General features: G+C 56.3%; 21 protein-coding genes. 13 read left to right on the top strand and 8 right to left on the bottom strand.

Annotated features, from left to right (window positions below; all coding sequences use genetic code 11):
* The first annotated feature begins 16 nt into the window (after positions 1–16).
* The 5 genes from radA to FDK21_RS04435 all read left to right on the top strand — a co-directional run bounded on the left by radA (position 17) and on the right by FDK21_RS04435 (position 5,047).
* Positions 17–1,414 carry a DNA repair protein RadA gene (gene radA, locus FDK21_RS04455; protein WP_114008996.1) on the top strand — a complete coding sequence of 466 codons (1,398 nt, stop codon included), beginning with the start codon at positions 17–19 and terminating at the stop codon, positions 1,412–1,414.
* Positions 1,415–1,631: 217 nt separating this feature from the next.
* Positions 1,632–2,237 carry a CvpA family protein gene (locus tag FDK21_RS04450; RefSeq protein ID WP_138147619.1) on the top strand — a complete coding sequence of 202 codons (606 nt, stop codon included), beginning with the start codon at positions 1,632–1,634 and terminating at the stop codon, positions 2,235–2,237.
* A gap of 262 nt (positions 2,238–2,499) precedes the next feature.
* The gene (gene purF, locus FDK21_RS04445; RefSeq protein ID WP_114008998.1) at positions 2,500–3,996 is read left to right on the top strand and encodes an amidophosphoribosyltransferase; all 1,497 of its coding nucleotides are present in this window, start codon (positions 2,500–2,502) and stop codon (positions 3,994–3,996) included.
* 36 nt (positions 3,997–4,032) lie between these two features.
* Complete coding sequence (locus tag FDK21_RS04440; protein ID WP_138147618.1) at positions 4,033–4,785, top strand: SDR family NAD(P)-dependent oxidoreductase; 753 nt, start codon at positions 4,033–4,035, stop codon at positions 4,783–4,785.
* Positions 4,763–5,047 (top strand): hypothetical protein, encoded by a 285-nt coding sequence (locus FDK21_RS04435; protein ID WP_138147617.1) that lies wholly within the window; start codon positions 4,763–4,765, stop codon positions 5,045–5,047. Before FDK21_RS04440 ends, FDK21_RS04435 begins: the two co-directional genes overlap by 23 nt.
* A 10-nt stretch (positions 5,048–5,057) precedes the next feature.
* Here the strand turns inward: FDK21_RS04435 and FDK21_RS04430 are convergent, their stop codons facing one another.
* From FDK21_RS04430 to FDK21_RS20755, 3 genes are all read right to left on the bottom strand, one after another.
* Entirely contained in the window at positions 5,058–6,986 is a 1,929-nt protein-coding gene (locus FDK21_RS04430) for an ABC transporter ATP-binding protein/permease (protein ID WP_281405402.1), read from the bottom strand.
* A gap of 73 nt (positions 6,987–7,059) precedes the next feature.
* Complete coding sequence (locus tag FDK21_RS04425) at positions 7,060–7,425, bottom strand: metalloregulator ArsR/SmtB family transcription factor (RefSeq protein ID WP_114009000.1); 366 nt, start codon at positions 7,423–7,425, stop codon at positions 7,060–7,062.
* A 207-nt stretch (positions 7,426–7,632) separates the two neighbouring features.
* A complete protein-coding gene (locus tag FDK21_RS20755; RefSeq protein ID WP_138147616.1) occupies positions 7,633–9,327 on the bottom strand; it encodes a LysM peptidoglycan-binding domain-containing protein in 1,695 nt (564 codons plus the stop codon).
* A 348-nt stretch (positions 9,328–9,675) separates the two neighbouring features.
* Here FDK21_RS20755 and FDK21_RS04415 point away from each other — a divergent pair, with 348 nt between their 5' ends.
* Both FDK21_RS04415 and FDK21_RS04410 read left to right on the top strand, forming a co-directional pair.
* Positions 9,676–10,287 carry a TIGR00730 family Rossman fold protein gene (locus tag FDK21_RS04415; RefSeq protein WP_114009654.1) on the top strand — a complete coding sequence of 204 codons (612 nt, stop codon included), beginning with the start codon at positions 9,676–9,678 and terminating at the stop codon, positions 10,285–10,287.
* Positions 10,288–10,489: 202 nt separating this feature from the next.
* Positions 10,490–10,951 (top strand): DMT family transporter, encoded by a 462-nt coding sequence (locus FDK21_RS04410; RefSeq protein WP_138147615.1) that lies wholly within the window; start codon positions 10,490–10,492, stop codon positions 10,949–10,951.
* Here FDK21_RS04410 and rarD read toward each other — a convergent pair.
* The 3 genes from rarD to cysS all read right to left on the bottom strand — a co-directional run bounded on the left by rarD (position 10,948) and on the right by cysS (position 15,109).
* Positions 10,948–11,883 carry an EamA family transporter RarD gene (gene rarD / locus FDK21_RS04405; protein WP_138147614.1) on the bottom strand — a complete coding sequence of 312 codons (936 nt, stop codon included), beginning with the start codon at positions 11,881–11,883 and terminating at the stop codon, positions 10,948–10,950. The two genes, FDK21_RS04410 and rarD, sit on opposite strands and share 4 nt — an antisense overlap.
* Positions 11,884–11,970: 87 nt before the next feature.
* Positions 11,971–13,557, bottom strand: coding sequence for a citramalate synthase (gene cimA / locus FDK21_RS04400; protein WP_138147613.1), 1,587 nt, complete (start codon positions 13,555–13,557; stop codon positions 11,971–11,973).
* A 151-nt stretch (positions 13,558–13,708) separates the two neighbouring features.
* On the bottom strand, positions 13,709–15,109 hold the full coding sequence (cysS, locus tag FDK21_RS04395) for a cysteine--tRNA ligase (protein WP_138147612.1): 1,401 nt from the start codon (positions 15,107–15,109) through the stop codon (positions 13,709–13,711).
* A gap of 160 nt (positions 15,110–15,269) precedes the next feature.
* Between cysS and FDK21_RS04390 the strand changes: the two genes are divergently transcribed.
* From FDK21_RS04390 to FDK21_RS04370, 5 genes are all read left to right on the top strand, one after another.
* The gene (locus tag FDK21_RS04390) at positions 15,270–15,638 is read left to right on the top strand and encodes a hypothetical protein (RefSeq protein ID WP_138147611.1); all 369 of its coding nucleotides are present in this window, start codon (positions 15,270–15,272) and stop codon (positions 15,636–15,638) included.
* A 491-nt stretch (positions 15,639–16,129) separates the two neighbouring features.
* Positions 16,130–16,426, top strand: a complete 297-nt coding sequence (locus FDK21_RS04385) for a metalloregulator ArsR/SmtB family transcription factor (RefSeq protein ID WP_114009655.1) — start codon at positions 16,130–16,132, stop codon at positions 16,424–16,426.
* 118 nt (positions 16,427–16,544) lie between these two features.
* Positions 16,545–18,059, top strand: a complete 1,515-nt coding sequence (pabB, locus tag FDK21_RS04380) for an aminodeoxychorismate synthase component I (RefSeq protein ID WP_138147610.1) — start codon at positions 16,545–16,547, stop codon at positions 18,057–18,059.
* Positions 18,056–18,628, top strand: coding sequence for an aminodeoxychorismate/anthranilate synthase component II (locus FDK21_RS04375; protein WP_138147609.1), 573 nt, complete (start codon positions 18,056–18,058; stop codon positions 18,626–18,628). Before pabB ends, FDK21_RS04375 begins: the two co-directional genes overlap by 4 nt.
* Complete coding sequence (locus FDK21_RS04370) at positions 18,621–19,511, top strand: aminotransferase class IV (protein ID WP_138147608.1); 891 nt, start codon at positions 18,621–18,623, stop codon at positions 19,509–19,511. The genes FDK21_RS04375 and FDK21_RS04370 overlap by 8 nt, the downstream gene beginning before the upstream one ends.
* A 17-nt stretch (positions 19,512–19,528) precedes the next feature.
* Here the strand turns inward: FDK21_RS04370 and FDK21_RS04365 are convergent, their stop codons facing one another.
* The gene (locus FDK21_RS04365; RefSeq protein WP_114009011.1) at positions 19,529–20,035 is read right to left on the bottom strand and encodes a CreA family protein; all 507 of its coding nucleotides are present in this window, start codon (positions 20,033–20,035) and stop codon (positions 19,529–19,531) included.
* A gap of 374 nt (positions 20,036–20,409) precedes the next feature.
* On the opposite strand from FDK21_RS04365, the gene FDK21_RS04360 reads away from it, so the two are divergent.
* On the top strand, positions 20,410–21,978 hold the full coding sequence (locus FDK21_RS04360) for a SulP family inorganic anion transporter (RefSeq protein ID WP_114009012.1): 1,569 nt from the start codon (positions 20,410–20,412) through the stop codon (positions 21,976–21,978).
* A gap of 85 nt (positions 21,979–22,063) precedes the next feature.
* On the opposite strand, the gene FDK21_RS04355 is transcribed toward FDK21_RS04360, so the two are convergent.
* Positions 22,064–22,543: a flavin reductase family protein gene (locus FDK21_RS04355; RefSeq protein ID WP_138147607.1), complete on the bottom strand. Its 480-nt coding sequence runs from the start codon at positions 22,541–22,543 to the stop codon at positions 22,064–22,066.
* Between the last annotated feature and the right edge of the window lie 158 nt (positions 22,544–22,701).

The following is a 22,701-nucleotide window of genomic DNA, read 5'->3' as shown; positions in this document are numbered from 1 at the left end:
CTGCAAGGACTCCATCATGGCCCGCAAGAAATCCACCTTCGTCTGCCAATCCTGCGGAGCGATCACCAACCGCTGGGCGGGAAAGTGCGAAAGCTGCGGCGAGTGGAACTCAATCATGGAGGAAGTCGAAGGCGCCGGCATTGGTGGCTCGCCACGCACGGTGCGCGGAAAGTCAGGCCGGGTGGTGGAACTGGTTTCTCTGTCTGGACAGGAGCAGCCTGCCCCGCGCATCGAGACCGGCGTCAGCGAGCTGGACCGGGTGACAGGCGGCGGTTTTGTCAAAGGCTCCGTCCTGTTGCTGGGTGGCGATCCGGGCATCGGCAAGTCCACCCTGCTCATTCAGGCCTCCGCCGCCCTGACCCATCGCGGTCACCAAGTCGTCTATATTTCCGGAGAGGAAGCCATTGATCAGGTGCGCCTGCGGGCCTCGCGTCTCGGTCTCGCGCAGGCAAAAGTGCAGTTGGCAGCGGAAACCAGCGTGGAAGACATTCTCGCCACCCTCACCTCCGGCCCTGCCCCCGACATGGTGGTGATCGATTCCATTCAGACCCTTTGGACCGACAGCGCCGACAGTGCTCCGGGCACGGTCACACAGGTTCGCGCTTCGGCGCAGGCCATGATTCGCTATGCCAAACAAACCGGCGCTGCTGTCATCCTCGTTGGCCATGTCACCAAGGATGGCCAGATTGCCGGACCGCGCGTTGTGGAACATATGGTCGACGGCGTGATGCATTTCGAGGGCGATTCCGGCCATCAGTTCCGCATATTGCGGGCCATCAAGAACCGCTTCGGCCCGACCGACGAGATCGGTGTGTTCGAAATGACCGGGGGCGGCCTGTCACAAGTTGCCAACCCGTCCGCCATGTTCCTTGGTGAGCGCAACCTTTCGACACCGGGTGCAGCGGTCTTCGCCGGAATGGAAGGCTCGCGCCCGTTGCTGGTGGAAATTCAGGCCCTTGTCGCCCAATCCCCCCTTGGCACCCCGCGCCGCGCAGTGGTGGGGTGGGATTCCAGCCGTCTCGCCATGGTACTGGCCGTGCTCGACGCCCATTGCGGTGTCCGGCTGTCCAGTCACGACGTCTATCTCAATGTGGCAGGCGGCATGAAGATCACCGAACCGGCGGCCGACCTGGCAGTGGCCGCTGCGCTGGTTTCCTCGCTGGCAGGCGTGGCTTTGCCCTCCGAGGCGGTGTATTTTGGCGAGATCAGTCTGTCGGGAGCCATCCGCCCTGTCTCCCATTCCGCTGCCCGGATCAAGGAATCAGCCAAACTGGGTTTCTCCAGCGCCTCGGTCCCCGAAGCATCCCTCAAAGCCACCAAATCCACCGAATTGAGCCTGACCAGTCTTGAAACCCTCTCCGATCTGGTGGCCCGCATCGCCGTCGGCTCGAACCTGAGCGAGAGTGATGACTAGCCGGGGACGACAGATGCCAAATTGTTGCAGCTTGTTGCAGGGAGGACGCACAGCAAGGCCGATATTGGTCCTTGTTGCCCCAACAGGCGCATAAGTTGCGCAAAAGGCCTTGCTCTTGCCCCCTTCATGGCCCTATAGAAACAAGCAAACGCGAAAGACGCCGGATCAGCCATCCATGCAGGATCCGTGCATGGCTCACTAACAGGATGGAATTCTGATGCCCATCACACTCCTCGACGGGATTTTTCTCATCGTCTTGTTGATTTCCGCATTCCTGGCCATGATCCGTGGCTTCGTGCGTGAGGTCCTATCCATTGGCGCCTGGGTTGCAGCTGCCTTTGCAACCATCTATCTGTTTGATCAGGCCCTACCCCTCGTCAAAACCTATCTGCCGCAGCCTCTGGTCGCGCAGGCGGCGACCGCTCTGGGGATCTTCCTGATCACCCTGATCGTTGTCTCCTTCATCACCATTCAGATTTCCGACTTTGTTCTCGACAGCCGGATTGGTGCACTCGACCGGACACTCGGCTTTGTCTTTGGCGCGGCACGTGGTGCCATCCTGATGGCGGTGGCAATGATCATGTTCAACTGGTTCCAGCCTGAAGACCGCCAGCCAAACTGGATTGCACAGGCCAAGGCCAAACCTTTGCTCAACCAGATCGGCGACAAACTGATCGGCCTCTTGCCGGAGGACCCCGAAGAGCAGCTGCTTGAAAAGCTCAAGCAGCGCCGAAAGGGGCTGACCGACAACGAGAATACCAGCTACAAATCCGGCGAAAGCAAAGAGCTGGACAATCTGATCAGTTCGAACAGCAAGAATTGATGCTGTTGATGACCAAATGGTCGCGTATTTCAAGGCAAGGCTGACGAAAGCGTCTGTCTATGCTAAAGGAAGAAGACAGAATTGGCGGGGCACACCCCGCCATTCGTCGTTTTACTGCTTGGTGCATCCCTTTTGTGCTCAAACCAGCTAGGGATGCTCTGAACATCAGAGCACCAGCCCACCAACGGCTTTGTGCTCGAAATCGAAAAACGGACATTCCCGCGCCTCAAATCCTAGCGCCCAGATTGAGAAGTACAATCCGATGCAAAAAAACAACTCACAGATCGATCCTCAAAGCGTCTTGCGGGATCAGGATGAAGATTGGAATCTGGAAGGGGATACACTGCACGAGGAATGCGGTGTGTTCGGTGTTTACAATGTAGAGGACGCTTCGGCCCTGACCGCTCTGGGGCTTCATGCCCTCCAGCATCGCGGTCAGGAAGCAGCAGGCATCGCAACCTATGACGGCCACCATTTCCATCTGGAACGCAGGTTCGGCCTTGTGGGTGACAATTTCTCCAACGCCTCAGTGATGGAGCGCCTGCCCGGTTCAGCCTCTATCGGCCATAACCGTTATTCCACCGCTGGTGGGGCAGCCTTGCGCAATGTTCAGCCACTCTTTGCCGAGCTGGAAGGGGGCGGCATTGCTGTGGCCCACAATGGCCAGTTCACCAACGCCATGACCCTGCGCAAGTCGTTGATCAAGCGCGGCGCGATTTTCCAGTCCAACTCCGATTCGGAAGTCGTCCTGCAGCTGATCGCCAAGAGCCGCGAAAACAATATCGTTGACCGTTTCATCGATGCCATCCGGCAGATGGAAGGTGGTTATGCTCTGGTCGCTCTGACCCGCAAGAAGTTGATCGGCGCCCGCGACCCTCATGGTATCCGTCCGTTGGTTCTGGGCGACCTCAATGGCTCACCGGTTCTGGCATCGGAGACTTGTGCCCTCGACATGATTGGCGCCGACTTCGTTCGCGACGTCGAGAATGGTGAAGTCGTCGTCTGCACCGATGAAGGGATCCAGTCCTATCACCCCTTCCCCGAGAAGCCGGCCCGTCTCGACATCTTCGAATATATCTATTTCTCCCGCCCCGATTCTGTGATTGGAGGGCGGTCGGTCTATGATGTGCGCAAGAATCTCGGTCGCGAGTTGGCCAAGGAACTGCCGCTCGACGTGGATGTGGTTGTTCCAGTCCCCGATTCCGGTGTCCCAGCGGCTCTTGGCTATGCACAAGAGACCGGCATCCCGTTCGAACTTGGCATTGTCCGCAACCACTATGTCGGCCGGACCTTCATCGAACCTTCCCAGCATATCCGCGCCCTTGGCGTTCGCCTGAAGCACTCCGCCAACCGCTCGCAGGTCGAAGGCAAACGGATCGTGCTGGTCGATGACAGCCTCGTGCGTGGCACCACCTCGACCAAGATCGTGCAAATGATGCGCGACGCCGGTGCCAAGGAAGTCCATATGCTGCTGGCCAGCCCGCCCATCACCCATTCTGATTATTATGGCATCGACACCCCAGACCGGAAGAAGCTGTTGGCAGCGCAATATGACCTTGAAGGCATGCGCGACTATATCAGCGCCGATTCTCTGGGCTTCATTTCCATCGATGGCGTCTATCGGGCCTGTGGCTTCAAGGGCCGCAACAACGAGGCTCCGCAATTCACCGACCATTGCTTTACCGGCGACTATCCTACCGAGCTGGTCGATGTGGACGGCTCGGAAAATCACCGCGGCGGTGGTCTGCTGAAAGACTGACCCCGGACAGCCCTCTCTCCAAGGAAAGGCAACCTCATGACTGAAAAACGCCTTGAAGGTCGCATCGCCGTTGTCACCGGCGCGTCCCGTGGCATCGGCTGGCAGGCCGCCCTCGCGCTCGCGCGCGAAGGAGCCCACATCATTGCCATCGCCAAAACCGTCGGCGCATTGGAAGAACTCGATGATGCGATTCAGGCCTTCAACGGGTCGACCACTTTGGTGCCGCTTGACCTGATGGATTATGACGGCATCGACCGTCTGGGCGCGGCCATCTATGAACGCTGGGGCAAGCTCGACATTCTGCTGGGCAATGCCGGGCTGTTGGGGGCCATCACCCCCCTTGGCCATGCAAACCCGACCAAGGACTGGGACAAGGTGCTCGGCGTCAACCTGACCGCCAACTGGCGTCTGATCCGCTCACTCGACCCATTGCTGCGCCAGTCCGATGCGGGCCGTGCCCTGTTCATGAGTTCCAGCGCTGCACACAAGTGCAAACCCTTTTGGGGCGTCTATAGCGTCTCCAAGGCTGGCCTCGAAGCCATGGTCCGTACCTATGCGGGCGAGATTGAACAAACCAATCTCAAGGTCAACAGCTTCAATCCCGGCGGCACCCGCACCGGCATGCGTGCCAAGGCAATCCCCGGCGAGGATCCGATGACCGTGCCACATCCAAGCGAAGTGGTACCTTTCATCGTTGATTGCCTGCTGCCTGACTGCGACAAGAATGGTCAGCTCTATGACTTCCCGACCCGATCTTGGAAGAGCTATGACCATCCGGTCCTTGGCTGACCGAGCAGACCAATATAAAGCCCCGGACGGCATCAGCCATCCGGGGCTTTTTTTGTTTGAAAACAGGAAACTAGCAGCAAAAGAAGAATCAGATCCTGTGTCTTTCCTCGCCCCCCCTGACTCATTTTGTGAACGAGGTGATTCTATGTCTCAATTTGCAGATTCTCCGTCTGAACTTGTTGAATCAATCCCTCAATCAGCCCAGAATCAAACTCTCAGCACCACCCCACAAGACTCTGAAAAGACTCACGACAAGAAATAAGTTCCATAACTTATTCCGCCAATTCCGTCTCTTTTTCCGGAAATGAGCCGTAGCCCTGCCGTTCGAGATCTTCCACCTTGCGCAGCTTCTCTTCGGCTTCGCTTGCTTCGCGCTGACGATCCCACATCGAGGCGTAAAGCCCCTGCTTCTCGAGCAGCTCCCCATGGCGTCCGCGCTCGCGAATACGCCCTGCTTCGAGCACGATGATCTCATCGGCATTGATCACCGTGGACAGGCGGTGGGCAATGACAAGGGTCGTGCGATTGTTCGAGACCTCATCAAGGGCCGACTGGATTTCCTGCTCGGTATGGCTGTCGAGTGCCGAAGTGGCTTCATCAAGCACAAGGATAGGCGGTGCTTTCAGGATGGTTCGGGCAATCGCCACGCGCTGCTTTTCACCGCCCGACAATTTCAGACCACGCTCGCCCACTTCTGTCTCGAAGCCTTTCGGCAGGCTGGCGATAAAGTCGGACACCTGCGCCATCCGCGCAGCGTCTTCAATCTCGGACCGGTCCGCATCCGGACGACCATAGCCGATATTGTAGAGCAGTGTCTCATTGAACAACACGGTATCCTGCGGCACCATGCCAATCTGGGCGCGGAGGCTATCCTGCTGCACGGCACGCAAGTCCTGCCCGTCGATGCCAATCGAACCATCGATCACATCATAGAAACGGAACAGCAACCGTGAGATGGTCGACTTGCCTGCCCCCGAAGGCCCGACAATCGCCACCGTCTTGCCCGCAGGCACCTCAAAGCTGATGCCCTTGAGAATGGGTCGATCAGCATCATAATGGAAATGGACATCATCAAAGCGAATAGACCCGCCATCAACGGCCAAACGCTGCGCATCCGGTTTGTCCTGCACTTCTTCAGGTTGACGCATAAGTTCGAACATGGCTTCGAGATCCACCAAGCCTTGCTTGATCTCTCGATGCATCGACCCAAAGAAGTTCAAGGGCGGTGCCAACTGCATCAGGAGCGCATTGATCAGGACAAAGTCGCCAACTGTATTCTCACCCTTCATAACGCCCCAGGCCGACAGCCCCATGCACAGCGCCATGCAGGCAGAGAAGATCGCCGCCTGTCCGAAATTAAGCCATGCCAGCGACACCCACGTTTTGATCGCCGCCACCTGATAGCCGGCCATTGACTTATCGAACCGGGCCGCTTCAAGCTTCTCGTTGCCGAAATACTTCACGGTCTCGAAATTGAGCAGACTGTCGACAGCCTTCGAGGTTGCCTCATTATCGGACTCGTTCATCTTGCGCCGAATATCGATCCGCCATGCCGTCACCTTGATGGTGAAACCAACATAGAGCGAGATCATCACAACCACGATGATCACATAGACAAAGTCAAACTCATAGGCGATGACGGCCGCCATCAAGACAAACTGCATCAATGTTGGAATGGCATGCAGGATCGTGTGGCGGACCACCCCTTCGATGGCACGGGTGCCGCGTTCAATGATCCGCGACAAAGCCCCGGTCCGCCGCTGCAAATGAAAGCGCAGAGACAGGCGATGCATGTGCTGGAAGGTTTCATAGGACAGATTGCGCACCGCATGTTGCCCCACCCGGGCAAACAGGGCATCGCGCGTCTGATCGAAGGCGACATTGACAATCCGCCCTGCCCCATAAGCAACAACCAACAGGATCGGTACGGCAAGCCAAGCGGCCACCCCCACCCCATCAGGCGCGGAAGGATCCGCCAACTCATCGGTTGCCCATTTGAAGAAATACGGTGTCAAAACGTTGATCACCTTGCCGATCAACAAAGCGGTAATAGCCAACGCCACGCGGCGTTTCAGATCAACCCGGTCCGACGGCCAGATATACGGCCAAAGGTTGCGCAGGGTCTGCATTGCGGAAGCCTCTGCATCGACACGGCCGATCTTCTCGGCTGCCGGGGCAGCGACATTGGGTGTTTGCACCATGTTGTGGTCCTAAAGCGGTTCGGTCATCGAGACTGCGACCACCCCACAAAGGGCAGCCACCACACGAAAAGGGTCAGGAGACGTGTGACGCAGAATCGAGAGATTGGAAGAATTGCTCGCTCTGGCTTTTCAGCAAAGCGATGCCTTGTGCGTTGAGTTTGTAGTGGGAATGCTGACCGCAGGCCTTATGCTCGATAAAGCCTGCCTCGCGCAGCACTTTGAGATGTTGCGAAACGGTGGATTGCGCCAACGGCAACTCGGAGCAAATGTCACCGCAGCAGCGATGATGGTCGGCAGCCAACCGCGTCAGGATCATCAAGCGAACCGGATGCGCCAAGGCTTTGTATAGTTGCACAAGCTCGCCATTCGGGTGGCAGCAACGATGCCCGGCCGCATCGACAGGCAACCCGGTCCGAGAGCAAATATCCTGATCTGTCACGCGCGTTCCCTTGAAGATCTGGTCACATGAGTCTTATCGTTTTTTTTCGATGAATAACAGAGTCTAGATCACCTCGCAAGGATCTATCGTAAAAAAACGATAAAACGACAGACAGCAAAAAGCCCGCCAGAAGGCGGGCTTAATGGAATTTGTTGAATCAAATCCTGAATCTCGAAAGACCAGAACTGACGCAAAAGAAGTGCTCAATCAGCCACCATTGGCAGGGCTAGTCGCTGTGGCGTCGGCGCCATCCATTGCATCCGCGGCACCTTCTGGAGGCGCTTCGACCGCATCAAAATTGCGTTCCCATCCATCTTCACCTTCCGGCAGTTCAAACACCTGGCCCGGATAAATCAGATTCGGATTGCGGATCTGTTCGATATTGCCGTCATAAATGGTGGAATAGCGAATCCCTGCCCCATAGACGCGGCGTGCGATCTCCCACAGATTGTCACCACGGCGAATGATCACCTTCTTGGTCTTAACAGGCTGAGATGCAGCCGGCGTTTCGTTGACTGGGGCTGGTGTATCGCTCGTCGCACCAGCAGGGTCGGCTTCGGCCACCACAGCAGGTTTGCTTTCACTCTCAACCGGTGCAGATGCCTTTTTGGTGAACACGACTTCGGCCCGTTTGGCGACAACGCCACGCTTGGTGTCGAGCAGATCGACGCGCGCACGATGCTCCCCGGCATTCAGTTTCAGCTTGCCATCAAACAAATAGCGCCCGGTCTCACCACTGCGTTGATCGGACACCGCACGATTGTCAACATAAAGACGAACAATCGACCCGGCAGGCTCCGCAGCCCCGGCAATGAACAGAACATCGCCTTCAATCTCGACCGCCTCGATCGAGACGAGTTGATTGGATGACGCTGCCTCTGGGTCCACCTCTTTCGGCTCCTCGGCAGGCTTTTCCTCTTGCTTGACCATCTCGGCGGCAGAGTCTTCTGACTTCACCTCGGCGACAGGCTCGACAGGTGCCTTGGCTTCGTTCATCACAGCAGTCGGTTTCTCGACCTCTGGCTTGGTCTCTTCAACTGGTGCCTTGGCTTGCTCGACAGGAGCAGCAGGTGTGTCATCGTTTGCGGCCTCGACAGCAGGATCCGAGGCCTCGGAGGTCGCAGGGTCAGCTGCCTGAGCCGTCTTTTCTGGCTCAACCGCTGCATCTGGTTGCGCAGGCGCGACCATTGGCTCGGTCTTTGGGGCTTCTGCCTTTGGTGCCGCAAGCTTTGCCAGCACCTTGGAAGCCTGACCTGGCGCTGTCTCAATAACCAGCAACTCACCGCTGCCATCTTCCGGCAGGGCTACCGTTACATTGCTGGTCGATGCTACCGTGTTGGCACCATCTTTCGAAGAAGCCATCAGCGACAAATCAGAAACGCCCTGCTCCAGCGCTTCAGCAAGAAGCATCACCCAATCACCATTGGCATCGGCAACTGCCTTGGCAAGCGTCTCTTCGCCATTTTTCAGCTCAACCAGCCAGCCCGGGCTGGCCTTGCCTGCAACAAGAGTCTCCCCATTGGGCTCGACACGAACCACATCGAAAGAAGGGGCCGGTGCCTCGGGTTTGGCCTCGGATGTGACGTCCGGTTCTGCCGCCTTTGCCGGCTCTGTGACCGCTGGCTCGGCATCCGTCGGTTGATTATTCTCGGCAACCTCCTTGACCGGTGCGGGCTCAGGCTGTTTTGCCTCGGGCTGCACAGCTGGCTTTTCGTCGGTTTTCGGCTCGTCCACGTCTGGAGCCTTGGCCGCATTTTCTAACGGCATGGCAGTTTCGGTCACGGCGGGTTTTTCAGGCGTCGTCTTGTTTCCCAATCCCAATTGATCGGCAAAGACAAACACACCGAGAGCAACGGCAATTACGCCACCACCAACGGCCATCAAAAGAGCAGCAGGCTTCATAGTTCCATCACACTTGTTTGACGCCACTTTTGGCGTCGGTCCATCCAGACTATCGTGTCACTTAAGAGATTGCACAGGGCTATTAGATACTATCGCCCATTATCATTTTTGTCGTTAGCACAGAGCCTTGTTCAATCTGCTTAAAGAGCGCGGAAGCGGCGGATTCCTTTTATTTGCCAGTTTGGATTAACCTGTTTTTCCCTGTCGGGCAAGCAATTGCCCCTTGCAACTGGCCGGAATCTGGCGATTTGCGCCCGGAATGACACCGAAACCGCTCCAAATGCCATTGCGTGGGGAAAGCGGCGCAACTTTCTTGACCCGGCCCCCATCCAATGCGACACAGATTTCATGGCAAAACTTGAAAAAATCTGCGTTTATTGTGGCTCTGGCCGTGGTAACGATCCGGCCTATGCTCAGGCCGCTGAAACCCTCGGCCAAAGCATGGCGAAAGCCGGTATTGAGCTGGTCTATGGCGGCGGCTCGGTTGGCTTGATGGGCATCACGGCCAAAAGTGTCCTCGACCATGGCGGTCGGGTCACCGGCATCATTCCGGGCTTCCTGCAACAGCGCGAGGCAATGCTCGATGATGTGCAGGAGTTGATCATCACCGAGGACATGCATGAGCGCAAACGCATGATGTTCAATCATGCTCAGGCCTTCGTTGCCCTGCCCGGCGGCATCGGCACTCTGGAAGAGCTGGTTGAAATGCTCACCTGGGCCCAGCTTGGGCGTCACAAGAAGCCCGTTCTGCTGGCCAACATCAACGGCTTCTGGGATCCCCTGACCGTGCTGCTCAATCACATGCGCAATGAGGAGTTCATTCGCGACGGCATGGAAGTTGGTTTTCTGACTGCAAGCAGAGCCGAGGACATCGTCCCACGGCTAATCGAAGCGGCCGCCGCAGTGCCGGACAGCGCCATTGGCGTGGGTCATGACAGCGACGATTTGAAACGACTATGATCGCGCGGTGATCCTTTGGACTAATTTTGCGATCCTATCCACCGCAAACGATGCCTTTTCTGCATCAAATTGATATGGCGCATTGGCCGCGCTGGTTTCGTGGTCTATGCCGAACCCGGGCACAATCGACCGATTGCTGCCGCCTTGAAGCAGCCCGCAATGTCTGGCCGCGATCAAGCCCCCGAGACAGTCGAGAACGATCATGAACCAGTTTGCCCTGATGGGCACCCTTTCGGCCCTCGCCGTTGGCATTTTTGTCGGTGTGCAGGGGATCTTTGCGGCACGTATGAGCATGGCAGACAATGCGATCAGCACCGGCCTTGTCATTCTGATTGCCGGCGGTTTGCTCGGCGCCTTTTTCCTTACCCTGCTCTATCCGACCGGTAATTTCACCGTCGCCCCGCTCGACATGTCCCGCATCGGCCTGTCTTTGATTGGCGGTTTGGCAGGTGTGGTGATTGTCACGGGCTCAGCTTATGCCTTCGGCCATGTCAGCCCGGCAGCGGCTGTCCCGCTGATCATCTTTGGCCAAATGGCCCTCGCTTTGCTGGCCGACAATTTCGGCTGGACAGGACAGGAGCCACAGCCAATCGACATGCGCCGCATTGGCGGTCTGGTCATGCTGGCTGGTGCAATCTGGCTATTGCTACCCAAAAACGACTAGACTTGCAGAGGTGTCGGTTTCTTCTTCTGACGGCGCGACGCCGTCAGGGCGTCATAGCAATAAATCAGCACCGACAACCAGATCAGAGCAAAGGTAACGAGCTTGCTCGTCGAGACCGTCTCACCCAGCACGAACACCGCCACCAGAAACTGGATGGTCGGGTTCATATATTGCAGCACGCCAATGGTTGCCATCCTCAGGCGTTGTGCTGCAGACGAAAACCATAGCAGCGGCAGATAGGTCACAAGGCCCGTCAGCAGCAGGAACATGGTTGTCTTGGTGCCATAACCGATCAAATGCCCCTCGCCCATGCCATGCACATAAATAAGAAAGCCGATGGCAAAGGGCGAAATCAGGATCAACTCGATCAGCAGACCGAGATTGGCCCCCACAGGCACGATCTTGCGCAAATAGCCATAGATTCCGAAGGTCACGGCCACCGTCATCGAAACAATCGGCAAAGTGCCAAGCAAGGCGAGCTGCAAGCTGATGGCAATCACCGCCAAGCCGATCGCCACGCCTTGCAAGCGAGACAACCGCTCGGACAGCATCACATATCCCATTGCCACATTGACCAGAGGCACGATGAAATAGCCAAGACTGGCTTCCGTCGCCTGTCCGTTGCTGACTGCCCAGATGTAAGTCAGCCAGTTGACCGAAATCAGCACGCTGGTCGCCAGCAGGATCAGCAAGGTTCGTGGGGTGCGAAAGATCTGCCAGACCTCACCCCAACGCTTGCGCCAGACAAAAAACAGCGACAGAACCAGCAGCGACCAGCCAACCCGATGTGATACCACTTCCATCGGCGGCACATGGGACAGATGCGCATAAAAGAGGGTCAGAATCCCCCATGACCCATAGGCACCAATGGCCGCCAACAGACCCAGCCGCGTCTCCCGTTGGGACGCATCGTCACTCTTGACGCTGGCCATGGGCGATGGCCCGCCGCTATCTTTTGGCAGTTGAGACACAGGGTCCTCGCTTTACCCGAGCAGACCGAACCCCGGCCCCTCACGCAATCATGAATATTTGAAGAGCTTGTAGGTGACGGAATCCACCAAAGCCTGGAAAGAAGCGTCGACAATATTCTCCGAAACGCCAACTGTAAACCAGCGATGGCCCTGCCCGTCCCGGCTTTCGATCAAAACGCGGGTAATGGCGCTTGTGCCGCCATTCAGAATACGCACCTTATAGTCGACCAGTTCGAGATTTTCGATCTTGTCCTGCAAGGTGCCAAGATCCTTGCGCAAGGCGATATCGAGGGCGTTGACCGGGCCCTGTCCTTCGGCCACCGACATGCGGGTCTCCCCATCAATCTCCACCTTGACGACAGCCTCGGACATCGTCACCAATTCGCCCATCGCATTATAGCGGCGCTCAACCACGGTCCGGAAGCTCTCCACCCGGAAATAGTCAGGCACGCTACCCAGATGCCGCCGCGCCAGCAGTTCCAACGACGCGCCCGCCCCTTCATAGGCATAGCCTTCCGCCTCACGCTGTTTGACAATCGCCAACAGATCCGGCAGGCGCGGATCCTTCTTGTCGACCTTGATGCCCATCCGGGTCAACTCGTCGATCAGATTGGAGAGCCCCGCCTGATTGGACACCAACACCCGACGATGATTGCCGACCTGCTCGGGGGCCACATGTTCGTATGTATGCGGGTCTTTCAGAATGGCCGATGCGTGAATCCCGGCCTTGGTTGCAAAGGCGCTTTCGCCCACATAGGGCTGATGGCGATCTGGCGCTTCATTGAGCAAGTCATCGAATTGTCGCGAGATCATCGTCAGGCTTTTCAAGCCTTTGTCGTTGACGCCAACTTCGAAACGATCAGCAAATTCCGGCTTCAATTTCAGGGTCGGGATCAGCGACACCAGATTGGCATTGCCACACCGTTCGCCAATGCCATTCAGTGTGCCTTGAATTTGCCGTGCACCACCGCGCACCGCCGCCAACGAGTTGGCCACCGCCTGCTCGGTATCATTGTGGGCGTGAATGCCAAGATGGGATCCTGGCACATGCTGCGTCACATCCTGCATGATTTCAAAGACTTCGTGCGGCATGGTGCCGCCATTGGTATCACACAAAACCACCCAGCGCGCGCCGGCCTCATAAGCGGTCTTGACGCAGGCCAGAGCATAGTCGCGATTGGCCTTGTAACCATCAAAGAAATGCTCGCAATCAACCATGGCGACCTTGCCCGCCGCAATCGCAGCCTTGACCGAGTCGGCAATGCCTTCGAGATTTTCCTCATTGGTGCAGCCAAGCGCCACGTCAACATGATAGTCCCAGCTCTTTGCCACATAACAGATGGCATCGGCGGAAGAATTGATCAGAGCCTGCACGCCGGGGTCATTTTCCACCGACCGCCCGGCCCGCTTGGTCATGCCAAAGGCGGTGAAGGTTGCCTTCTCCGTCCGCTTCTCGGTGAAAAAAGCATCATCCGTCGGATTGGCACCGGGATAGCCGCCTTCCACATAATCCACCCCAAGCTCATCCAGAATGCGAGCAATGACAATCTTGTTCTCAACGTTGAAATCAAGGCCGTTGGTCTGAGCACCATCGCGCAGCGTGGTATCGAACAGATAGAGACGTTCTTTGGTCATTGCTTTGGGTCCCGAATTGCAGTCTGGTTGGTGTTTGCGATCGTCGTTTGGGCTTTTGGAGCCCGCAATTGCCACCCACCCCTTATTGTCTTTGTTTCCGGAGGGTGGGTAGAGAAGAACCCGCAATGACGCCATTGCGGGTTCCTTACATTCAGTCTTTCAGGGTCCAGCTTGTTTCAAACTGCCCCGTTTCTTTATTCTTGGAATCTTTCAAGGCCACACCCATGGCGGCAAGCGTATCGCGCAGCTCATCAGACTTGGCAAAGTCCTTGTTGTTGCGGGCATCCAGCCGCTCATCCACCAGCGCCTGAATGGCGGCTTCATCCACATTGGCGGCATCCGCCGGACGCCAGTTGGCCCAGTCCTTCGGATCTTGCGCCAAGACGCCGATCAATTGCTGCAGGCTGGCCTTCAACCGTGCCGCAGCCTCGCGATCCCCGCCTTGCGCCTTGCTGCGCAAGCCATGCAGTTCGGCAATCGCCTTAGGCGTATTGAGATCATCGGCCAACGCAGCGATGACGGCTTCATCTGGTTCGGATGCCTCGACATCAGCCGTCAGGGCATACCATTGATCAAGGATTTTCTTGGCTTCACGCACCCCGTCCGCCGTCCAGTTGAACGGCTTGGCATAATGGGTGGTCAGCAAGGCCAGCCGGATCGCTTCCCCCGGCCAATGATCGATCAGGTCATGCACGGTGGTGAAATTGCCAAGCGATTTCGACATCTTCTCCCCTTCCACCTGAACAAAGCCATTATGCATCCAGACCCGAGCCATGGTGTGATTGCCATGGGCACAGCGAGACTGGGCGATCTCATTCTCATGATGCGGGAAGGTCAGATCGATCCCGCCGCCATGAATGTCAAATTCCTCACCCAGATGCTTCTCGCTCATGGCAGAACATTCGATATGCCAGCCCGGACGCCCCGCGCCCCACGGGCTCGGCCAGCTCGGCTCGCCTTCCTTGGAGGGTTTCCACAAAACGAAATCCATCGGATTGCGCTTGTAAGGGGCCACTTCGACTCGCGCGCCAGCAATCATGTCGTCGATGGAGCGACCGGATAATTCGCCATAATCCTTCATCGTATCGACCGCAAACAGCACATGGCCTTCGGCGGCATAGGCATGGCCTTTTTCGATCAGGGTGCCGATCATCGACAGCATCTCATCGATATGCTCGGTCGCCCGCGGTTCGATCGTCGGGCGCATGGCGCCCAATGCATCCATATCCGCATGATAAAGCGCCGTTGTTTCCTCGGTCAGCTCGCGAATGGAGATGCCACGATCGGCCGCCCTGGCATTGATCTTGTCATCCACATCGGTAATGTTGCGCACATAGGTCACATGCTCGGCCCCATATGTATGGCGCAACAGACGAAACAGCATGTCAAACACCACGACCGGACGGGCATTGCCAATATGGGCCGTGTCATAGACGGTGGGTCCACAGACATACATGCGAACATTGTTCGGATCGATCGGCTCGAAAGCCTCTTTGCGCTTTGTCAGGCTATTGTAAAGCGTCAGCTTTGCTTGTTCGGCATGTTTGGTCATTGACCCATTCCCAATCTGTATCTGCGACTCGTGCAGAAAAAGTCTTCAATTTCAAACGCATCGTTACCTTGGCGCGGCCCGGAATGCAAAATACCGGACATGCCAGAACAACAACCGCACATCGGGCGTTGGCCGGAAATCGTTTCAAGATATTGTAGGGATGAGCGAAACGGCTCCAGCCAGCGATATGCTAGTGGATAATAATCGAACCAATAATGCAGCAGTTGGTAGGACGATCCGTTTTCATGGCCGCCACAATGGCCAAATTGTCGTGGCGCGTCAACCGCCCAAAGCCGCCAAACAGCAGAATAAAGCGCGCTATCCACGCATCAACCCGCAATATCTGCAAGATTCCGCGCAACTTTGGAACCGAAAACGGACAAGAAAGCGGTCAGAAAAAATGGTTTTACACATCCAAACCATCACCATTCATCAACATGAACCGAAGATGAATGATCACCTCAGACTTCGTTCAGCCCGCATTTCGTATGGTGTTTTCATCAATCAGGATCACAATGGTTCGGCTTGATGAGACCTTCATTTTCGCCACTCACACTGGCAATCGAATACGGCAAAGAACCCATCCCATGGGCATTTATGCCCGAACCAGTCGCACCCACTCTTTGCCGCATGGAAGCTCCTGACTTCATTGTCAGGAGCTTTTCCATTTTCAGACAGGGTGATTCTGTTTATCATGAACAACCGAGTCACGTTCTTCACAGGCAATCAATTTCCTGCGCGATAAACTGAATAATCGTTTAAGCTTCCAACGTCCAATTGCTTAGTATTTGTAACTAGGGCTGTCCAAATTGTGGACCAATGACCACAAAAAATGACGGGAATCCGCGAAAACAGCTTCACTCGACTAAGCCATCGGTATAGTAATGTCCCAAGATGACCGGAGACCTATTGTCACACGACACCAAGGAGAAGGAGGGGTATGGCGGACAAACGGACTAAAAAACGTCTGAAAAATCAGTCTACCCAAGAGCTCCCGGAGCTAGAGACCCTGACATGAATATGAACATTCAAGACCTGGAAAAAAATTCAGAAGAGGCGGCAGGATTTCTAAAACTCCTTGCATCCGGCCCTCGTCTCCTCATTCTGTGCCAACTTATTGATGGCGAACAGAATGTCGGCACCCTTGCCGAGAAAACCGGCCTGCGCATGACAACCGTGTCCCAGCACATGGCCCTGATGCGCGCCCAAAGCGTCGTCACGACCCGTCGTGAAGGCACCACGATCTACTATTCCCTCGCCAGCCCGGTTGTCGAGGAAGTGCTTTCGGTCTTGCATAAGAGCTTCTGTCAGCCTTAGGATCAGCCTCATCACATCCACGCAAGAGCCGAAAGGTCTGATTCAGATCTTGAGGACAGCATCTGTCGAAATGGCCACAGGTCTGACGACAGATGCCGACAAGGTTTGACCCAAGTCCATGTTCAGCAACGATCTCGGGGCACGACCTTCCCCGTTTATCAAGGAAATTGCTCCGCCCTCTCTGGCCCGGTGCCTGACAGCCCTTGCCGACTTGCCCCATGTTGCTTTTCTCGACAGCGCTGCCCCGTCCGGCAAACTGGGACGCTACTCCTATTTGGCGGCAGACCCCTTCGGCATTCTTACCTCCCGTGATGGCAAGGCCTTCTGGAACGGCGATATACTGCCCGATGCCCCGTTGATCGCACTGCAAAAGGCCCTCGACACGCATCAACTGACTTCGGTAGAGGCAGACATTCCGCCATTTCAGGGCGGCGCCATCGGCTATTTCGCCTATGAAGCGGGCCGTTTGCTGGAGCATTTGCCAACCACCAGCCGAGATCAAGACCGACTGCCCGATCTGCATTTGCCCTTTTATGATGTCATTCTAGCGGTCGACCATTTTGCCGATGGTCCGGATGCAGCACCGCGTGATCGAGCCTGGATCCTGTCGTCCGGCTATCCGGAGCGGGGAGAAGCCCGCGCCGCACGCGCCCGTTTGCGGCTAAAATGGTTTCGGGATCTGCTGCAAAACCCGAGCAACCCGTCAAACTCGAACGACACCCCACCCGCAATCACCGGCTGGCGCTCCAATTTCACCCGACAGGCTTTTGAAGCGGCTATTGAGAAGACCCGTACCCATATCCGCGATGGCGACATCTTTCAGGCCAACATCACCCAATGTTTCAGCGCTTGCTTGCCAGCAGGGGATGCCGCCTCCCCCCTTGCCTATTATCTCCAGCTGCGCAGGCAAAACGCTGCCCCCTTCGCCGCCTATCTGGACTGCGGCGATCATGTGATTGCCTCCAGCTCGCCGGAACGCTTTGTAACGCTGGATGCGAAAGGCTGTGTCGAGACACGACCGATCAAGGGCACGGCCCCACGGGATTTGACCGACCCCGCCCGTGATGCTCACCATGCGGCGACATTGCAAGCCAGCGACAAGGACCGAGCTGAGAATATCATGATCACCGACTTGATGCGCAACGACCTGTCACGGGTTTGCAAGGCCGGATCGATCGAGGTGCCGGACCTCTGCACCCTTGAAAGCTATGCAAGAGTGCATCATCTGGTCTCCTCTGTCACAGGCGAGATGAAAGAGGGGCTGGGAGCCGTCTCCCTGCTGGGTGCAACCTTCCCCGGTGGGTCCATCACAGGCGCACCAAAAATTCGCGCCATGGAAATCATCACAGAATTGGAGGACCTGCCGCGTGGCGTCTATTGTGGTGCCATCGGCTATCTTGGCTTCAATGGCGCAATGGATACCAACATAGCGATCCGCACCGTGACCTTCCGCGATGACAAGGTGCAGTTTCATACGGGTGGAGGCATCACGATCCTGTCTGATCCCTCTGCGGAATATGAGGAATGCCTACACAAAGCCGCTGCCCTTTTTCGCGGTTTGGGTACCTCGGTTGAAGCGGAACGAGACACGATTGAAGCCCGAAACAAGCCTGCGGGTCGGGACGGTTCATGATCCTCATTCTCGACAATTATGACAGCTTCGTCTTCAATCTGGCCCGCTATTGCGAAGAGCTGGGCGAGCAGGTCGCCGTCTATCGCAACGATGCCTTGAGCCTTCATGACGTAGCTCGTCTCGACCCAGATGGCATCCTTTTGTCTCCGGGGCCGGGAAGACCGGAGGATGGCGGCATCATGATCGACCTGATCAAGTCCTTTTCCGGTCGCATCCCGATCCTTGGCATCTGCCTCGGCCATCAAGCCATCGGCGCGGCCTTCGGTGGCACCATCACCCACGCAACTGAACCAATGCACGGCCGATCCAGTCAGATTTCCCATGATGGCAACGGCCTGTTTGCAAACCTGCCCAATCCCTTGCGCGTTGGTCGCTATCACTCGCTGGTCGTTGCTCCGGACACGGTCCCTGATATGCTGCGCATCACCGCCCGCTCAGAAGCGGGAGAAATCATGGCGCTCTCCCACCGGACCCACCAGACCCATGGGCTGCAATTCCATCCGGAATCGATCCTGACCGATCATGGCCACGATTTGCTGAAGCATTTTCTGGAGGAGCTTGATGACTGACCCGCATTCCGGCTTTACAAAAGCCGTCTGGATCGATGATACCCTTCTGCGCGGCGAAGAGGCCACAGCAGCAAAGATCGCACTCGACAATCGCGGTCTGTTGCTCGGCGATGGAATCTTTGAGACCTTGCCAATCCTCAAAGGCGCACCAATTTGGTGGCCAGAACACCGCAACCGCCTGCTGACCAGCGCCCATCGTCTTGGCATCGCGCAGAAGGCGGCGGCGCTAGACGCCATCGTTCAGGAGCTGAGCGATGTCAACGCGCAAACCAATGCCATCCTGCGATTGACCGTGATCCGCACACAGGGTGGGCGGGGTCTTGTGCCCGCAGAAGCAAGCCCCGGCTTCGCCTTTGCCAGCGTGGCCCCCTATCCCGACAGCATGGCCTTTGACTGCCTCAGCCTGATCACCAGCGCCATCCGCAAGAATGAAGGCTCCCCCTCTGCCAGTCTCAAAAGCCTCAATTATCTCGATCACATATTGGCGGCAAAAGAGGCATCACAAGCAGGCGCAGGCGACGCCCTGATGCTCAACAACAAGGACAAGGTTGCCTGCACCACCATCGGCAATGTCTTTGCCGTCTTTGGCAACAATCTCGTCACCCCACCGCCCCAAGATGGCCTACTATCCGGCATCCTGCGCAGCAAGGTCCTTGCTTATGCCGCGAATATTGGGTGCGAAGCGAAGGAGCAAAGCCTCACCCTCGACGACATGAAAAAGGCTGATGGTGTCTTTCTCACCAACAGCCTTCGTATCGTTCGCAGGGTCAACCAGCTGGATGACCATATTTATTATGCCTCAGACGAGGACATCATCGCGCAGCTGCAAGCCCTCTTTCGCCGCATCTTGACGGAAGCAGTCCACCCGTTCGAGGCACGCTAAAGGGTAGGCAACCAAACCTATTTCAGCCAGTCGCCACAGCGCGACGCCTCATTGTTGCCCCAAGGCATGATCGGCACGGTGGAAGTGGAGTTTTTCGGGCTGCCTTCAATCAGCTTGTCCGAATAAATCAAGTAAACCAGCACGTTGCGTTTGGAATCACAACCGCGCACGATGCGGGTTTTCTTGAACAGAAGCGACCGACGCGTGCGGAACATTTCGTCCCCTTGCTCAAACTTCTCCTTGAAAGAAATGGGACCAACCTGACGACAGGCCAGCGACGCATCGGAGACTTCCTCAGCCACACCAAACATCCCCGAAATGCCACCTTTTTCCGGCACGGTGAAGTGACAGGCAACCCCGTCAATCAGAGGGTCGTCAATGGCATAGGTTGCCAATTTGTGATCCGGGGTCAGGAACTTCCAGACCGTCGATTTCTTGAAAATCAAGTCCGGCCCGTCAGCAGCCATGGCTGACGTAACCCCAAGTGCCAGCGCAAGGCAGGCCCCCATCAATGAACGAAACATAGTCTAATCCTGTTTTGCTACTGGTTTGGCAGTATCGACTCGCATAATGCTTGCATCTGATAAACAGGCCGATATGGCCGGTTCGTCAATATTCGCACGCGAAAGCGAAGTCCCTTATTGGTTCAGATATAAGTCATGCAGATCAAATTGCGACCCTGAGATAGGCAAGACAAGAACAAACGCACAGCCATGAGGCAGTTTCATTGCAGCCATGCATGAAATTCGGGCGTTCGCGGCCTTGCAATACACACATCAGTCCGTTAGAAGAATTCTAAATTAGTTGATTTACGTATTCGCCGACCAAATTGCTCGGCTTGAATGCCATTTCCCGAACAGGAACCCTTATGACAATGGAAACCGCTACCCCGACGGGTATGAGCGCGCGCCTAGCCAATATGATGTCCCCAAAACAGCTCAAGACAGACACGCTGTCCGGTCTGACTGTGGCTTTGGCCCTCGTACCTGAAGCCGTTGCCTTTGCCTTTGTGGCGCAGGTCCATCCACTGGTCGGCCTCTATGCTGCCTTTATCGTCGGCCTGATTACCGCTTTGTTCGGCGGTCGTCCGGGCATGATTTCCGGTGCCACTGGCGCACTGGCCGTCGTGATGGTCTCATTGGTCATCAATCATGGCGTGGAATATCTGTTCGCCACCGTCGTGCTGATGGGCTTGCTTCAGATCACCGCCGGCATCATGCGTTGGGGCAAATTCATCCGCATGGTGCCCCATCCGGTGATGCTCGGCTTCGTCAATGGCCTTGCCATCGTCATCGGTCTGGCACAGCTGTCCCAGTTCAAGGTCAAGGATGCCGCTGGAGAGTTGGTCTGGATGACCGGCACCCCCCTTTACACCATGCTCGGCCTTGTGGTGCTGACTATGGTCATCATCTGGCTTGCGCCTAAGGTGACCAAAGCAATTCCCGCCCCTCTGTTGGCGATTGTAGGCGTCTCCATGCTGGTGATTGGCCTTGATCTCAATATTCCGCGTGTTGGCGATCTAGCCACCATCGCCGGGGGCCTGCCTGAATTCCACATTCCAATGGTTCCCTTCACCCTTGAGACCCTGAAGATCATCTTCCCTTATGCAGCCATTCTGGCGGCCATTGGCCTGATCGAAAGCCTGCTGACCCTTAATCTCGTGTCGGAAATGACTGACACCCATGGGGGAGCCTCCAAGGAAAGCATCGCACAGGGCGCAGCCAATGTCGTCACCGGCTTCTTTGGCGGCATGGGCGGCTGTGCCATGATCGGTCAGTCGATGATCAACGTGAAATCCGGCGGCCGCACCCGCTGGTCCGGCATTTCCGCAGCCCTGTTCCTGCTGTCCTTCATCCTCTTTGCCTCGGGCCTCATTGAACAGATCCCGCTCGCGGCTCTGGTCGGCGTGATGTTCATGGTCGTCATCGGCACCTTCGCATGGCGCAGCCTCAAAATCATGCGCGGCATTCCCCGCCATGACGCCTTCGTCATCATTCTTGTGACCTGCGTCACCGTCTATTCCGACCTTGCGGTCGCCGTGGTCGTTGGTGTGATTGTTTCCGCTCTGGTCTTTGCCTGGGAAGCCGCCAAACGCATCGACGTCAAAGTCGGCGTCGAAGAGCATGGCTGGAAAGTGTATGAATTGCACGGCCCGCTCTTCTTTGGCTCTGTTGCCAGCTTTCAAGAGCTGTTCGACCCGAAAAGCGACCCCGAAGATGTGGTTATCGAGTTCAAATCTGCCCGCGTCTGGGACCATTCCGCGCTTCAGGCTATAGACAGCCTTGCCACCAGATATGACGAACAAGGCAAAAAGCTGCATCTGCGCCACTTGTCACCGGACTGCCGCGAGTTGCTGCAAAAAGCCGACAAGTTCATCGAAGTTTCGGTGATTGAAGATCCCAAATACCAAGTGGCCGTCGACTATTCCGAATTGTTCGGGAAAAAGCACGGTATCGCTGCCAACTAAAACGCTGCTGTGTGGCAAAGCCAAACAAAAGCCTCTGTCGGATTGAGATCTGACAGAGGCTTTTTCGCAGGCTAAGAAATGGTCTTTAAAGAGTAGAGCCAAGGCTTTTGTAAGCGCCCTCATGATAGAGCAAAGGTGCGGCGTCCCGTTTTGTGACCGACAGCACCCGTCCGATCAAAATGATATGGTCACCCCCTTCGACAATCTGCTCGACCTTGCAGTCAAAGGTCGCCAGAGCCCCGTCAAGCAACGGCGCACCGGTTCCCCCCGCCTGCCAGTTGATGCCATCAAAACGATCCTCGATCATCGCGGCAAAGCGATTGGAAATCTCCATCTGATCTTCGGCCAGAATACTGATGCCGTAAAAACCGCTCTCCGCAAAAACATCAAGCTGATGGGACTGCTTATTGAGGGACCACAGAACCAACGGTGGATCCAGTGAGACGGAGTTGAAACTGTTCACGGTCAGGCCATGTGGCTGACCATCCTTGTCCAGGGTAGCGGCAACCGTGATGCCTGTGGCAAAGGTGCCAAGGGCCTGGCGAAATTCAACATCCGTGATCATCAACTTTTCCGTTCGTCTTGGCGACTGGTCGTAGCCGCTTTGCTCCTCAGCCCATATTACGAACCAGAAGCGCCATTGGGATTTGTCGCTCTCTTAGCGCACTTTCCCCAAGGGGAAAAGGGGCATCAATAGAAAGACTGATGCCGGAGACAGAACGT

This window comes from Cohaesibacter sp. CAU 1516, from assembly GCF_005771485.1.
Lineage (GTDB): Bacteria > Pseudomonadota > Alphaproteobacteria > Rhizobiales > Cohaesibacteraceae > Cohaesibacter > Cohaesibacter intestini.
The sequence above is the reverse complement of the archived record's forward strand: the minus strand, read 5'-3'. Positions and strand labels throughout refer to the sequence as shown.

Bases quoted from the DNA above. Each gene is read 5' to 3' on its own strand.
- radA (WP_114008996.1), top strand. From the start codon at position 17: ATGGCCCGCAAGAAATCCACCTTCGTCTGCCAATCCTGCGGAGCGATC.
- FDK21_RS04450 (WP_138147619.1), top strand. From the start codon at position 1,632: ATGCCCATCACACTCCTCGACGGGATTTTTCTCATCGTCTTGTTGATT.
- purF (WP_114008998.1), top strand. From the start codon at position 2,500: ATGCAAAAAAACAACTCACAGATCGATCCTCAAAGCGTCTTGCGGGAT.
- FDK21_RS04440 (WP_138147618.1), top strand. From the start codon at position 4,033: ATGACTGAAAAACGCCTTGAAGGTCGCATCGCCGTTGTCACCGGCGCG.
- FDK21_RS04435 (WP_138147617.1), top strand. From the start codon at position 4,763: ATGACCATCCGGTCCTTGGCTGACCGAGCAGACCAATATAAAGCCCCG.
- FDK21_RS04430 (WP_281405402.1), bottom strand. From the start codon at position 6,986: ATGGTGCAAACACCCAATGTCGCTGCCCCGGCAGCCGAGAAGATCGGC.
- FDK21_RS20755 (WP_138147616.1), bottom strand. From the start codon at position 9,327: ATGAAGCCTGCTGCTCTTTTGATGGCCGTTGGTGGTGGCGTAATTGCC.
- FDK21_RS04415 (WP_114009654.1), top strand. From the start codon at position 9,676: ATGGCAAAACTTGAAAAAATCTGCGTTTATTGTGGCTCTGGCCGTGGT.
- FDK21_RS04410 (WP_138147615.1), top strand. From the start codon at position 10,490: ATGAACCAGTTTGCCCTGATGGGCACCCTTTCGGCCCTCGCCGTTGGC.
- rarD (WP_138147614.1), bottom strand. From the start codon at position 11,883: ATGGCCAGCGTCAAGAGTGACGATGCGTCCCAACGGGAGACGCGGCTG.
- cimA (WP_138147613.1), bottom strand. From the start codon at position 13,557: ATGACCAAAGAACGTCTCTATCTGTTCGATACCACGCTGCGCGATGGT.
- cysS (WP_138147612.1), bottom strand. From the start codon at position 15,109: ATGACCAAACATGCCGAACAAGCAAAGCTGACGCTTTACAATAGCCTG.
- FDK21_RS04390 (WP_138147611.1), top strand. From the start codon at position 15,270: ATGAGCGAAACGGCTCCAGCCAGCGATATGCTAGTGGATAATAATCGA.
- FDK21_RS04385 (WP_114009655.1), top strand. From the start codon at position 16,130: ATGAACATTCAAGACCTGGAAAAAAATTCAGAAGAGGCGGCAGGATTT.
- pabB (WP_138147610.1), top strand. From the start codon at position 16,545: ATGTTCAGCAACGATCTCGGGGCACGACCTTCCCCGTTTATCAAGGAA.
- FDK21_RS04375 (WP_138147609.1), top strand. From the start codon at position 18,056: ATGATCCTCATTCTCGACAATTATGACAGCTTCGTCTTCAATCTGGCC.
- FDK21_RS04370 (WP_138147608.1), top strand. From the start codon at position 18,621: ATGACTGACCCGCATTCCGGCTTTACAAAAGCCGTCTGGATCGATGAT.
- FDK21_RS04365 (WP_114009011.1), bottom strand. From the start codon at position 20,035: ATGTTTCGTTCATTGATGGGGGCCTGCCTTGCGCTGGCACTTGGGGTT.
- FDK21_RS04360 (WP_114009012.1), top strand. From the start codon at position 20,410: ATGAGCGCGCGCCTAGCCAATATGATGTCCCCAAAACAGCTCAAGACA.
- FDK21_RS04355 (WP_138147607.1), bottom strand. From the start codon at position 22,543: ATGATCACGGATGTTGAATTTCGCCAGGCCCTTGGCACCTTTGCCACA.